This window comes from Streptomyces sp. NPDC088732 (genome assembly GCF_044751205.1).
In the GTDB taxonomy this organism is placed as follows: domain Bacteria; phylum Actinomycetota; class Actinomycetes; order Streptomycetales; family Streptomycetaceae; genus Actinacidiphila.
On sequence record NZ_JBIVLI010000007.1, the window covers coordinates 156,165 to 168,330 of the forward strand.

Here is a 12,166-nt window from a genome sequence, read left to right on the forward strand (position 1 = left end):
TCTAACACCCCACCCGGTCTGAATTGACAGGAACCCCATGAGCGACACTTCCTCCCCCTTCGGCTTCGAGCTCGTGCGGCGCGGATACGACCGCGGGCAGGTGGACGACCGCATCACCAAGCTGGTCGCCGACCGTGACAGCGCACTCGCCAGGATCAATGCGCTGGAGAAGCGCATCGAGGAACTGCACCTCGAGACCCAGAACGCTCAGGCGCAGGTCAACGACGCCGAGCCGTCCTACGCGGGTCTGGGCGCACGCGTCGAGAAGATCCTCCGCCTCGCCGAGGAGGAGGCGAAGGACCTGCGCGAGGAGGCGCGCCGCGCCGCCGAGCAGCACCGCGAGCTGGCCGAGTCCGCCGCCGCCCAGGTGCGCAACGACGCCGAGTCCTACGCCACGGAGCGCAAGGCCAAGGCCGAGGACGAGGGCGAGCGCATCGTCGAGAAGGCCAAGGGTGAGGCCGGCCAGATGCGCGCGGACGCGCAGAAGGACGCGCAGGCCAAGCGCGAGGAGGCGGACGCCCTCTTCGAGGAGACCCGCGCCAAGGCGGCCCAGGCCGCGGCCGACTTCGAGACCAACCTCGCCAAGCGCCGTGAGCAGTCCGAGCGCGACCTGGCGTCCCGTCAGGCCAAGGCCGAGAAGCGCCTCGCCGAGATCGAGCACCGCGCCGAGCAGCTCCGCCTGGAGGCCGAGAAGCTGCGCACCGACGCCGAGCGCCGCGCCCGCCAGACGGTCGAGACCGCGCAGCGCCAGGCCGAGGACATCGTCGCGGACGCGAACGCGAAGGCGGACCGCATCCGCAGCGAATCCGAGCGCGAGCTGGCGGCCCTCACCAACCGCCGCGACAGCATCAACGCCCAGCTGACCAACGTCCGCGAGATGCTGGCCACCCTGACCGGTGCCGCCGTCGCCGCGGCCGGCGCCCCCGCCGACGACGAGCCCGTCTCGCGCGGCGTCCCGGCCCAGCGCTGAACGCGCCCCGCGTCCGGACCGACTGAGCCCCCTGCCTCCTGGCAGGGGGCTCGGGCACAATCGGGGGCCGGTATTCCGCGTGCACCGGCCGCCGGGGCACCAGTACCCTATGCGGCATGATCGAGCTGCAGGGGCTGACCAAACGGTACGGTGACAAGACCGCCGTGGACCACCTCACCTTCACGGTGCGGCCCGGCGTGGTGACCGGCTTCCTCGGTCCCAACGGCGCCGGCAAGTCCACCACCATGCGCATGATGCTGGACCTGGACAATCCGACCAGCGGCAGCATCCGCATCGACGGCAAGCACTATCGCGAGCTGAACGAACCTCTCAGGCACATCGGCGCGCTGCTGGAGGCCAAGGCCATCCACGGGGGCCGCACGGCGTACAACCATCTGCTGTGCCTGGCCCAGTCCAACCGCATCCCGGCCCGCAGGGTCGACGAGGTGCTGGAGACCGTCGGCCTCTCCTCGGTCGCCAAGAAGCGCTCCAAGGGCTTCTCCCTCGGTATGGGCCAGCGCCTCGGGATCGCCGCGGCGCTGCTCGGCGACCCCGAGATCCTGATGTTCGACGAGCCGGTCAACGGACTGGACCCCGAGGGCATCCACTGGATCCGCAACCTGATGAAGAGCCTGGCGGCCCAGGGCCGCACCATCTTCGTCTCCAGCCACCTCATGAGCGAGATGGCGCTGACCGCCGAGCACCTGATCGTGATCGGCCGCGGCAAGCTGATGGCGGACACGACGATGGCCGACTTCATCGCCGAGAACTCCCGCTCCTTCGTGCGGGTCCGCACCCCCGAGCCGGAGAAGTTCAAGGACGCGCTGACCGGGGCGTCGATCCCGTCCGTGATCACCGACGAGGGCGCGTTCGAGATCGAGGGCGCGGAGGCCGCCAAGATCGGCGAGCTGGCCGCGGAGAAGCAGGTCGTGCTGCACGAACTCAGCCCGCAGCGCGCCTCCCTGGAGGAGGCCTTCATGCGGCTGACCGCCGAGTCGGTGGAGTACCAGGCGGGCATCCCCGGGCAGTCGGCGGACGAATCCGTGGCGGCGGGCTCCGCCGTTCCCGCGGCGGCTCCCGGAGCGGCCTGGGGTGCCGACTGGCAGAACAAGAAGGAGAAGTCCTGACATGGCGGCAACGAGCGCGGTTCTGCAGTCCGAGTGGACCAAGGTCAAGTCGGTCCGCTCGACGGTGTGGACGCTGGCGTCCGCACTCCTCGTCACCGTCGTCATCAGCGGACTCATCTGCCTGCTGATCGCCTCCCAGTGGGGGAACGCCTCCGAGCAGGACCTGCAGAACTTCGACCCGACCAACACGAGCTTCGCCGGGCTGATCCTCGGCCAGCTGGCCCTGATCGTCTTCGGTGTGCTGGTCGTCACCGGTGAGTACAGCACGGGCATGATCCGCACCTCGCTCGCGGCGGTCCCGCAGCGTGCCACGTTCTACCTGTCGAAGGTCGCGGTCACCGGCGCCCTGGCCCTCGTCGTGGGCATGGCCACCAGCTTCCTGACCTTCTTCGTCGGCCAGGCGCTGCTCGGCTCGCACAGCACCTCCCTCTCGGAGACCGGGGTCCTGCGGGCCGTCGTCGGCGGCGGTCTCTACATGACGCTGATGGTGCTGTTCTCCGTGGGCGTCGCGATGATGCTGCGCAGCCCCATGCTGTCACTGGGCATCCTGATGCCCTTCTTCTTCCTGGTCTCGTCGATCCTGGCGAACGTCCCCAAGGCCAAGAACGTCGCCCACTACTTCCCCGACCAGGCCGGCTCCAAGGTCCTCCAGGTGGTCGCGGTCGACGACGGGCGTCCGTACGGGCCCTGGGCCGGTCTCGGCATCATGGCCCTGTGGGTGGTCGCCGCCCTCATCGGCGGCTACCTGGTGCTGAAGAAGCGCGACGCCTGACCGGTGCCGGGCGCCACGCCCGGACCGCGGCTCGCGAAGGCCGCCGCACCCCGCCCGGGTGCGGCGGCCTTCGCCGTCCTGGGAGCCCGGGGCCCGGAGGCGGGAGAAACGTTTCCGCTCTTCCGGGACGGGAACCGTTTCCGCTCCGCCGGCCTCCTCATACCCATGGGGGCACCCGCCCCGAGGACTGGTCGTCGAGGGGCGGAGCATGATCGAGGCAGTGGGCCTCAGCAAGACCTACGGCAGCAAAACGGCCGTGTACAACCTGTCGTTCCAGGTACGGCCCGGCGTGGTCACCGGTTTCCTGGGGCCGAACGGCTCCGGCAAGTCCACCACGATGCGGATGATCCTGGGGCTGGACAGCCCGAGCTCCGGCCAGGTCACCATCGGCGGTGAGCCGTACCGCAAGCTGCCCAACGCGCCGCGCCGGGTGGGCGCCCTGCTGGACGCCAAGGCCGTGCACGGCGGGCGCAGCGCCCGGCACCACCTGCTCAGCCTGGCCCAGCTGTCGGGCATCCCCGCCCGCCGTGTCGACGAGGTGCTGGGCGTCGTGGGCCTCCAGGAGGTCGCCGGCAAGCGCTCCAAGGGCTTCTCCCTCGGTATGGGCCAGCGCCTGGGCATCGCGGCCGCGCTGCTCGGCGACCCCGAGGTGCTGCTCTTCGACGAGCCGGTCAACGGACTCGACCCCGAGGGCATCCACTGGGTGCGCCACCTGATGCGCAAGCTCGCCTCGGAGGGCCGTACGGTCTTCGTCTCCTCGCACCTGATGAGCGAGATGGCACTGACCGCCGACCACCTGATCGTCATCGGCCGCGGCCAGTTGCTCGCCGACATGGGCGTGAAGGACTTCATCGCCCGCAATTCCACGGGCTTCGCCCTGGTCCGCACCCCCGACGTCGAGGCCGACCGGGAGAAGCTGACCGAAGCGCTGGCCGGGGCGGGCGCCCAGGTGCAGCAGGAGCAGGACGGCGCGCTGCACGTGACCGGCCTGGAGCTGCCGCGGATCAGCGACCTCGCGCACGACGCCGGTGTACGGCTGTGGGAACTGTCCCCGCACCAGGCCTCACTGGAGGAGGCGTACATGCGGCTCACCAACGGCGCGGTGGACTACCGCTCCTCCGAGGACCCGCGGCAGGGCCTCCAGCAGCCGGGCGCGCCGGTGGCGGGCGGCTGGGGAGCCCCGCAGGCGTACTCCCAGCCGCAGCCCCAGCCGAATCCGTACGCACAGCCGATCCCGCAGCCGGTCCCATCCACCCGGCCGAACCGGCCGGCCCTGCCCGTCGAGGACGCCCGATGACCGCCCCCGTCCAGCACCCGGCCCCGCAGTTCTCCTCGGCGATCCCTGTGCAGAAGACCCATCTGGGCCATGCGCTCGCGTCCGAGTGGACCAAGATCCGGACCGTGCGTTCCACGCTGTGGACGCTCGGCATGCTGCTCGTGCTGATCCTCGGCATCAACCTGCTGGTGGTCGGGGCGAGTTCCCACGACTACGTCACCGACCCGGTGCTCGCCTTCGGCCTGTTCGGCGTGCTGCTGGGGCAGTTGTGCGTCATCACGCTCGGCGTGCTCGTGATCAGCTCCGAGTACGGCACCGGCATGATCCGTACGACGTTCACCGCCGGCCCGCAGCGCGGCCGGATCCTCGCCGCCAAGGCGATCGTCTTCTTCGCGCTGAGCTTCACCGTCACCACCGTGGCCTGCACCCTCACCGCGCTCATGAACAACGCGGCCTTCGGCGGCCGGCCGGCGAACGACGAGGACGCCTTCTACAGCCATTCGCGTCTCGTCGTCGAGCACGGTCTCACCACCGCCAGCGGCTCCCAGTGGCTCGGCGCCACCGTCGGCGTCGGCCTCTACGTGGCCCTGCTCGGGTTGCTGTCCCTGGCCGTGGGCACCCTGCTGCGGCACTCTGCGGGCGCGATCACGACGATGATGGGCGTGGTCCTGCTGCCGCTGATCGTCGCGATCTTCATGCCGGACAGCCTTCACGCGCTGCAGGACAAACTGATCGAGTACTCCTCCCCCAACGCCATCGCCTCGCTCTACCAGATGCCGATGCTGGAGAACGGCAGCGCCGACGGGGTGCGCCAGCTGATCGTGCTGGCGATCGTCACCGCCGTCGCCCTGGGCGGCGCGTACGCGGTGCTCGCCAAGCGCGACGTGTGACCTCCGCTCCCGCGGCTCAGTGCCGCGGGGCGTTCCGGGACCGCTGGGGCCGCACGCCCCGGCGGTCCCTGGCGTTCCAGCAGGCGGTGTGCCAGTGCCGCCGGTCGTCCACGCCGCCGTACTCCGGCCAGACCACCAAGTGCCCCACGCCCGGCGGGATTTCCTGGTCGCAGCCGGGGCAGCGGTAGCGCTTGCCGCCGGAACTCCCGGCGAGCGGACGGACCGTCCACTCCTCGCCCTGCCAGCTCTCGGTGCGCTCCCCGCCGCGACCCCAGCCGGGGCCGTCCGTCTCCTGCGGACTTCCGGTGGTGCCTCGCGGGCGGTTTCGGCGCGGGGACACAAGCACACACCTCATGCGGGTCGGGGACAACGGACCTGCTGTCAAGCCTACGCGTAGCCCGGGGCGGCTCGGGTACGCGTCCCACAACCCCCCATTCCCACCATCCCCTTGAAAATCATGAAATCGCTGCGGTTGGCCCGTGCCCTTGGCACGTGTCAGGCGTTAATGACAGTTAGGGGAGCCGCGTCGGCCACCGAGAAAGGTGTGAAGCACGATGCGCGTCGGTACTTTCGTTCTCGCCGCCCAGTTCCCGGGACAGGGGGCCGGGGAGGCACTGCACCGGGCGGTGCGCTCCGCGGAGGCGGCGGAGGCGGCCGGGCTGGACTCCGTGTGGCTCGCGGAGCACCACTTCGTGCCGTACGGGGTCTGCCCGTCGGCGGTGACGCTGGCCGCGCTGCTGCTGGGGCGGACCCGGCGGATCGGGGTGGGCACGGCGGTGAGCGTGCTGCCGACCGCCCATCCGGTGTCCCTGGGCGAACAGGCGGCGCTGCTGCACATCACGTCCGGCGGCCGGTTCACGCTCGGCGTGGGCCGCGGCGGGCCGTGGGTGGACCTGGAGGTCTTCGGGGCCGGCCTGGCCGCCTTCGAGAGCGGCTTCCCCGAGTCGCTCGACCTGCTGCTGCGCTGGCTGCGCGAGCCCCGGGTCGGCGCTTCGGGGGAACGATTCGCCTTCCGCGAGGTGGACGTCGTCCCCCGGGCCGACGAGTTCGAGGACCCCAGCGGCCCTCCGGTCGTGGTCGCCTGCACCTCGCCGTCCAGCGTGCGGCTGGCTGCACGGCGCGGCCTGCCGATGCTGCTCGGCATGCACTGCGGGGACGAGGACAAGGCGGCCATGGTCGCAATGTGGCAGGCCGAGGCGCGCGATGCGGGGCTTTCACCCGAAATGGTGGCGGCCGCGGAGCATGTGTCCGCGGGTGTGGCGCAGATCGCGGACCACCGCGCGGACGCCGTCGAGGCGCTGACCAAGGCGATGCCCGGCTGGCTCCAGCAGGGGCTGGCCGCCCATCGCACGGTCGACGGCCGGGCCCGCTCGATGCGCGATCCCCTCGCCTACACCGAACTCCTCTGCGACCTGCACCCGGTGGGGCCGCCGTCGCTGTGCGCCGACCGCCTGGCCGCCACCGCGGAACGCACGGGCATCCGCCGCTTCGCCCTGCTCGTCGAGGGCTCCGGGGACCTCGCGGCCACGGAGCAGAACGTGGCACGGCTCGGAGCGGAAGTGCTCCCGCAATTGGCCTGATTGAAACATCAAGCGGCAAAGCGTCGGCCACTTGCGGGAGCACTGTGGCCGATCTCAGCAGTCCCGCAGCTCCGGGGACTGGTTCAGCAACTGTGCGCGTACGGAGGTGAACTTCGCGTAACGCTCATCGACCGCCGGGTCCAGCGGGAACACCGCGACCCGGTGGCAGTTCTGGAATGCCAGTCGCACCCCGAAATGCCGTTGAAGTGCCCCCCGGATCGCGTCACTCGCCAGAGCGCGGAGCAACTGCCCGCGTGCGTGCTCGTCCGGCGGCGGCACCTGGTTGTCGGCGAACTCTCCGCCGTCCACCTTGAGCTGCGCCGCCAGAGAGCTGATCATGTCCCATGCGTAAGGCAGGGAAGTCCGGACGCAGTCGACGAATTCCCGTTCGTCGACCTCGCCTCGCTCGGCCTGTTCGAGGAGGGCCGGTGAGACGTCGAGCGACATGAGTACTCCTCTCGTGACCCCCCTGTCCGAGGAGTCAGACGGACTACGGAGAGAAGCCGTCAAGTGTTCTCCCGCACGACGGCCTCCACTCACAACCGTAGGCGGAGAGGTCCCACGACACTAGGTGGGAGCGCTCACAACTGGCCATTTTCCAACCGCGCCCGGTAGCGAGTAGCGTTGCCGACCATGCGTCTCGTCATTGCCCGCTGCTCCGTGGACTACGCGGGCAGGCTCTCCGCCCATCTCCCCTCGGCGACCCGGCTGCTCCTGGTGAAGGCCGACGGCAGTGTCTCCGTGCACGCCGACGACCGCGCCTACAAGCCGCTCAACTGGATGTCGCCGCCCTGCACGCTCAAGGAGGGCGAGGACGGGGTCTGGACGGTCACCAACAAGGCCGGCGAGCAGCTGATCATCACGATCGAGGACGTTCTCCACGACTCCAGCCACGAACTCGGCGTCGACCCGGGCCTGATCAAGGACGGCGTCGAGGCGCACCTCCAGGAACTGCTCGCCGACCGCATGGAGGTCCTCGGCAACGGCTGGACCCTCATCCGCCGCGAGTACCCGACCGCGATCGGACCCGTCGACATCCTCGGCCGGGACTCCGACGGCACGACCGTCGCGGTCGAGATCAAGCGGCGCGGTGAGATCGACGGCGTCGAGCAGCTGACCCGCTACCTGGAACTGCTCAACCGCGACCCGCTGCTGGCGCCCGTGAAGGGCGTCTTCGCGGCCCAGGAGATCAAGCCGCAGGCCCGCGTGCTCGCCACCGACCGCGGCATCGGCTGCGTCGTGCTCGACTACGACGCGCTGCGCGGCATCGAGGACGACAAGCTGCGCCTCTTCTGAAACCGGGCCGCGCGGCGGCCCCCCGACAGCGCCGTGGCCCCGTCGTCTCCAGACGACGGGGCCACGCTGCGCTGCGGACGGCCTCAGATGACGGGCGTCGTCCCGGCGGTGCCGGGGGCGCCCTCGGTCGCCGTCACCGGGGTGTCGGTCGACGGGCCGCTGGCGGTCGTGGTGCCCTCCGGCCCGGTCGGGGTGTCCGTCGGCGTCGTCGGGGTGCCGGGCGTCGTCGAGGGGCTGCTCGGCGGCGTGGAACTCGGCGTCGACGAGCTCGGCGTCGACGACGGCGTCGGCTTCAGGGTCGGCGGCGTGCCGCCCTTGGGCGGCGTCGTGGTGTGCGACGGCGTGTTGCCGCCCTGCTCCCCCGTCGTGCTCCCGCCGTCCGTGCCCGTCCCCGGGTCCACCCCGCCGCCCGTGCCGCCGCCCGTGCCCGTGCCCGGGGCGCTCGGGTCCGTGGCGGGGCCGCTGCCGCTGACGGAGGGCGAGGGCCCGCGGTGGGTGGAGCCCGGGGTGGGGGACGCGCCGTCCGCCGGGAGGCCGTCGTCGGCGTTGTCGGGTTGCGCGGTCTCCAGGGGCTTGACGTTCATCGGGGTGTTCTGGTCACCGCCGGAGGCCGTCGTGCCGAGGGTGACGATGGTGCCGAGCACCGCCGCGAGCAGTGCGCCCGCGCCGGCGGCGACGAGGTTGCGGCGGGAGGCGGTGAGGCCGCGGCGGCGCGGCGCGGTGACGGCCAGGCGCTTGCTGATGATCGTCGCGGGGGACTCGGGCAGCGCGAGGCCGCTCGTGGCCGTCGCGGCGCTGTCGGGGGTGGTGAACGGTGCGATGTGGCCCGAGCGGTCGAGGACCAGGGCGAGCGTGCGGCGGCCGACCGTGGTGCCCTGGCGGTCGGCGAGCGCGGCGCGCAGGGCTATGGAGGCCTCCAGCTCGCTGCGCGCACGGTCGAAACCGCCGAGGCAGAGCGCGAGGACGCCGAGTTCGTGCAGGAAGTACGCCTCCTCGGCGACCTCTCCGGACTGCCGCGCGGCCTCCTGGCCGGCGCGCAGGGCGCGTTCCCAGGCGCTCCAGTGCAGCGACGCGGCGAACACCGGTGCCGCCGTGCGCGCGAGGAGGACGGCCGCGCTGGCGTGGCCCCCGTCGCGGCAGGCGCTGAGGGCGGCCAGGACCGCCTCCGCCTCGGCGGCGACGCGTTCGGGCGTGACGGAGGGATGGCCGACCCACCAGGTGTAGTGCTGGGCGGCCGTGAGGGCCTGCGGGGCGCCCTCCGCGGCGGCGTCCTCGGCGAGTTCACCGGGGGCGGCGAGCTGCGTGCGTACGCCCGCCGCGAGGCGGTGGTGCCGGTCGACCGGTGCGACGAGCCCCACGGCGACGAGTTCGCCGAGCGCGGCGTCGCCGTGCGTCTCGCCGACCAGCGCGGGCAGGTGCGACTGGTGCGGGCACTCCCCGCCCAGGGCCACCGCGAAGCGCAGCGTCTCCTGGGCGGCGCCGCTGAGCCGGGAGGCCAGCAGCGCGGCGGGGGCGGCGCTCTCGGCGAGCGAGGGCAGCGGCACGTGCGAGGAGGACACCGGCGCCCCAGGCCCGGCGATCGCGTCGAAGGGCGCGTCGACGGGCAGTTCGTCGTCCGGATCCGTGCCGCCCCAGACGGACTCGTCGGCGGCGAGGATCTCGGCCGCGAGCACGTCGCGCTGCCGCAGCAGCGCGCCGGCCTGGACGAAGCGCAGCGGCAGCCCCTCGGACTCGAACCACAGGTCCGCCGCCCAGGCGGTCTCCTCCTCCTGCAGCGGCCGCCCCGCGGCCAGTTCGAGCAGTTCGAGGCAGGCGACCCGGGTCAGCCCGGGAAGGAAGACTTCCTCGACCGCGGAGTCGGAGGAGGGCGCGGCGACGTCGGGCGTCGCGGCCATCAGGAAGGCGCACTCGGGTGCGGCCGCGAGCAGTTCCTCCAGGGCCGCGCCGCCGAACTCCAGGTCGTCCAGGACGACGACCGCGCCGACCTCGCGCAGCAGCTCGGTGAGCCGCCCGCGGTCGGGGCGGTAGCCCGCGACGTCGTCTGCCTGCGAGGACTCGTCCTCGGTGCCGTAGACCGTGCTGAAGATCTCCTGCAACAGGTCGCTGGGCGTGCGGCGGTAGCCGGAGAGCCGGATCACACCGTCGGGGGCGACGCCGGCGGACACCTCGGCCACGGCGTCGAGGAGCACGCTGCGGCCGGCGCCGGACGGGCCGGTGACCCGGACCGAACGGCCGCGGGACAGCAGCCGGGTGAGCCGTTCGCGCTCCTCCTCCCGCTCCAGCAGCGGCAGCTCGGGCCCGCGCGGGCCCGGAGGCACGGCGGGGTGCGTGCCGGTGGTGCGCGCGGCCCGCGCATCCGCGTCGCGGCGTACCGGGGCGGGCAGCCCGGCGGCCGGCAGGGTGCTCACCTCGCTGCCGTCGACGGGATTGAGGGTCAGCAGGCAGTCGCCGACGACGAGCTGGACGACCCGGGGTGCGTCGCCGTCCGCCGTGCCCGAGCCGACCTCGGGGGCCAGCGGGTCACGCAGGGGCCGCGTCGCGCGCGGCACGGGCTGCGTGCCGTCCTCGGGCCCGGCCGGTGCCGGCCGCTCGGGAAAGCTCGTGGAGTCCTGCTGTGCGCCGTACTCGTCGCCGGACATGTCGGGTCCGATGTGTGGGTCCATTAGTCTCCGCCCCCCATTCGCGTCGCAGCGGGGCCGTACCGGGCCCGCACGTCCGCAGCTGGACCGGTCCGGCTCCCCTCCTCGGCGTACGGGGTGTGGCACGCCGGAACCGAACCTTAAACCTTCCCACAGTATGTGCGAACCTCAGGGCCGCCATGCCGCCCATGCGTCCAAATCTGTCCGGGCTTGCCAGTTCCGTTGCGGCACGCCCCGCTAGGTACGCGGCAGTGCCTCTGCCGCGATACCCCCCTCGATGACCAGAATGCGGTGCAGTCGCGTGGCGACCAGCAGCCGCTGCATCTGCGCCGGGACGCCCCGCAGCACCAGCCGGCGGTCCGCCCGTCCGCAGCGGCGGTGCGCACCCATGATCACACCCAGTCCGGTGGCGTCCCACGAGTCCAGCTCGGTCAGGTCGAGCACCAGGTCCCCGTGGCCGCCGTCCACCGCGGAGTGCAGGACCTTGCGGGCGTCCGCCGCGGTACGGACGTCGAGGCGACCCCCGACAACCAGTTCGGCGTGGTCGCCCCTGATGTGCATGAAGCCTCCCCGTGGAGTGAATGGGTGGGAAAGTACCGTGGTTCTACGTAACTGACGGTCCGTCGTACGAAGAGGTTGCCGTCTGTGAGCGAACCGATACCGAATTCACTCTGGAGAGTGATGTGATGCGCCCGCCAGGCCCACCCTCCCTCGGGTGATCGCCCCGGCGGGGCCCTCGGGCGCCCACCGGGACTGACCGCCCGTCAGTAGCGGTAGAAGCCCTCGCCGCTCTTGCGGCCGAGCGCGCCCGCGTCGACCATGCGCCGCATCAGCTCCGGCGCCGCGAACTTCTCGTCCTGCGACTCGGTGTAGATGTTGCCGGTGGCATGCAGCAGGATGTCGACGCCCGTCAGGTCGGCGGTGGCCAGCGGGCCCATGGCGTGGCCGAAGCCGAGCCGGCAGGCGGTGTCGATGTCCTCCGCCGAGGCGACGCCGGACTCGAAGAGCTTGGCGGCCTCGACGACCAGCGCCGAGATCAGGCGGGTGGTGACAAAGCCGGCGACGTCGCGGTTGACCACGATGGTGGTCTTGCCGACCTCCTCCGCGAAGGCCTTGGCCCGCTCCAGGGTCTCGTCGCTGGTCTTGTAGCCGCGTACGAGCTCGCACAGCTGCATCATCGGGACCGGGGAGAAGAAGTGCGTGCCGACCACGCGCTCCGGACGCTCCGTCACGGCCGCGATCTTCGTGATCGGGATGGCGGAGGTGTTGGAGGCGAGCACCGCATCCTGGTGCGCGATCTTGTCCAGGGCCCGGAAGATCTCCTGCTTGACCTCGATCTTCTCGAAGACCGCCTCGACGACGATGTCCGCGTCGGCGGCCGCGTCGAGGTCGGTGGTCGTGGTGATGCGGCCCAGGGAGGCGGCCGCTTCCTCCGCCGACAGCTTGCCCTTGGCGACGAACCGCTCGTACGACGCCTCGATACCGCTCCTGCCGCGGGCCAGCGCCTCGTCGGTGATGTCGCGCAGGACGACCTCGTAGCCCGCCTGGGCCGACACCTGCGCGATTCCGGAGCCCATCAGGCCGGCTCCGACGACGGCGAGCTTCTTCGCCACGGC

The 12,166-nt window shown here is 71.9% G+C and carries 12 protein-coding genes; 7 read left to right on the plus strand and 5 right to left on the minus strand.

Going from position 1 to position 12,166, the window contains the following annotated elements:
* Positions 1-37 precede the first annotated feature (37 nt).
* The 5 genes from ACIP9H_RS14720 to ACIP9H_RS14740 all read left to right on the plus strand — a co-directional run bounded on the left by ACIP9H_RS14720 (position 38) and on the right by ACIP9H_RS14740 (position 5,035).
* Positions 38-970, plus strand: a complete 933-nt coding sequence (locus tag ACIP9H_RS14720; protein ID WP_360909840.1) for a cellulose-binding protein — start codon at positions 38-40, stop codon at positions 968-970.
* Between the two features lie 116 nt (positions 971-1,086).
* Positions 1,087-2,097, plus strand: coding sequence for an ABC transporter ATP-binding protein (locus ACIP9H_RS14725; RefSeq protein ID WP_401580285.1), 1,011 nt, complete (start codon positions 1,087-1,089; stop codon positions 2,095-2,097).
* Position 2,098: 1 nt separating this feature from the next.
* The gene (locus ACIP9H_RS14730; protein ID WP_401580287.1) at positions 2,099-2,869 is read left to right on the plus strand and encodes an ABC transporter permease; all 771 of its coding nucleotides are present in this window, start codon (positions 2,099-2,101) and stop codon (positions 2,867-2,869) included.
* A 208-nt stretch (positions 2,870-3,077) separates the two neighbouring features.
* Positions 3,078-4,166 carry an ABC transporter ATP-binding protein gene (locus ACIP9H_RS14735; RefSeq protein ID WP_401580289.1) on the plus strand — a complete coding sequence of 363 codons (1,089 nt, stop codon included), beginning with the start codon at positions 3,078-3,080 and terminating at the stop codon, positions 4,164-4,166.
* Entirely contained in the window at positions 4,163-5,035 is an 873-nt protein-coding gene (locus ACIP9H_RS14740; RefSeq protein ID WP_401580291.1) for an ABC transporter permease, read from the plus strand. Before ACIP9H_RS14735 ends, ACIP9H_RS14740 begins: the two co-directional genes overlap by 4 nt.
* 16 nt (positions 5,036-5,051) lie before the next feature.
* Here ACIP9H_RS14740 and ACIP9H_RS14745 read toward each other — a convergent pair whose 3' ends face one another.
* On the minus strand, positions 5,052-5,375 hold the full coding sequence (locus ACIP9H_RS14745) for an ATP/GTP-binding protein (protein ID WP_360909850.1): 324 nt from the start codon (positions 5,373-5,375) through the stop codon (positions 5,052-5,054).
* Positions 5,376-5,589: 214 nt separating this feature from the next.
* On the opposite strand from ACIP9H_RS14745, the gene ACIP9H_RS14750 reads away from it, so the two are divergent.
* Positions 5,590-6,615, plus strand: coding sequence for an LLM class flavin-dependent oxidoreductase (locus tag ACIP9H_RS14750; RefSeq protein ID WP_401580293.1), 1,026 nt, complete (start codon positions 5,590-5,592; stop codon positions 6,613-6,615).
* Positions 6,616-6,669: 54 nt separating this feature from the next.
* Here the strand turns inward: ACIP9H_RS14750 and ACIP9H_RS14755 are convergent, their stop codons facing one another.
* On the minus strand, positions 6,670-7,062 hold the full coding sequence (locus ACIP9H_RS14755; protein WP_319659947.1) for an SCO5389 family protein: 393 nt from the start codon (positions 7,060-7,062) through the stop codon (positions 6,670-6,672).
* Between the two features lie 186 nt (positions 7,063-7,248).
* Here ACIP9H_RS14755 and nucS point away from each other — a divergent pair, with 186 nt between their 5' ends.
* Positions 7,249-7,911, plus strand: a complete 663-nt coding sequence (gene nucS, locus ACIP9H_RS14760) for an endonuclease NucS (protein ID WP_401580295.1) — start codon at positions 7,249-7,251, stop codon at positions 7,909-7,911.
* Between the two features lie 83 nt (positions 7,912-7,994).
* Here nucS and ACIP9H_RS14765 read toward each other — a convergent pair whose 3' ends face one another.
* The 3 genes from ACIP9H_RS14765 to ACIP9H_RS14775 form a co-directional block, all read right to left on the minus strand.
* Complete coding sequence (locus ACIP9H_RS14765; RefSeq protein ID WP_401580296.1) at positions 7,995-10,574, minus strand: ATP-binding protein; 2,580 nt, start codon at positions 10,572-10,574, stop codon at positions 7,995-7,997.
* Positions 10,575-10,787: 213 nt separating this feature from the next.
* Positions 10,788-11,111: an STAS domain-containing protein gene (locus ACIP9H_RS14770; protein ID WP_018563514.1), complete on the minus strand. Its 324-nt coding sequence runs from the start codon at positions 11,109-11,111 to the stop codon at positions 10,788-10,790.
* Positions 11,112-11,314: 203 nt separating this feature from the next.
* The gene (locus ACIP9H_RS14775; protein ID WP_401580298.1) at positions 11,315-12,163 is read right to left on the minus strand and encodes a 3-hydroxyacyl-CoA dehydrogenase family protein; all 849 of its coding nucleotides are present in this window, start codon (positions 12,161-12,163) and stop codon (positions 11,315-11,317) included.
* Positions 12,164-12,166 lie beyond the last annotated feature (3 nt).

Coding starts and splice junctions, on each gene's coding strand:
- ACIP9H_RS14765 (WP_401580296.1), bottom strand. CDS start 10,574: ATGGACCCACACATCGGACCCGACATGTCCGGCGACGAGTACGGCGCA.
- ACIP9H_RS14730 (WP_401580287.1), top strand. CDS start 2,099: ATGGCGGCAACGAGCGCGGTTCTGCAGTCCGAGTGGACCAAGGTCAAG.
- ACIP9H_RS14755 (WP_319659947.1), bottom strand. CDS start 7,062: ATGTCGCTCGACGTCTCACCGGCCCTCCTCGAACAGGCCGAGCGAGGC.
- ACIP9H_RS14740 (WP_401580291.1), top strand. CDS start 4,163: ATGACCGCCCCCGTCCAGCACCCGGCCCCGCAGTTCTCCTCGGCGATC.
- ACIP9H_RS14770 (WP_018563514.1), bottom strand. CDS start 11,111: ATGCACATCAGGGGCGACCACGCCGAACTGGTTGTCGGGGGTCGCCTC.
- ACIP9H_RS14735 (WP_401580289.1), top strand. CDS start 3,078: ATGATCGAGGCAGTGGGCCTCAGCAAGACCTACGGCAGCAAAACGGCC.
- ACIP9H_RS14725 (WP_401580285.1), top strand. CDS start 1,087: ATGATCGAGCTGCAGGGGCTGACCAAACGGTACGGTGACAAGACCGCC.
- nucS (WP_401580295.1), top strand. CDS start 7,249: ATGCGTCTCGTCATTGCCCGCTGCTCCGTGGACTACGCGGGCAGGCTC.
- ACIP9H_RS14720 (WP_360909840.1), top strand. CDS start 38: ATGAGCGACACTTCCTCCCCCTTCGGCTTCGAGCTCGTGCGGCGCGGA.
- ACIP9H_RS14750 (WP_401580293.1), top strand. CDS start 5,590: ATGCGCGTCGGTACTTTCGTTCTCGCCGCCCAGTTCCCGGGACAGGGG.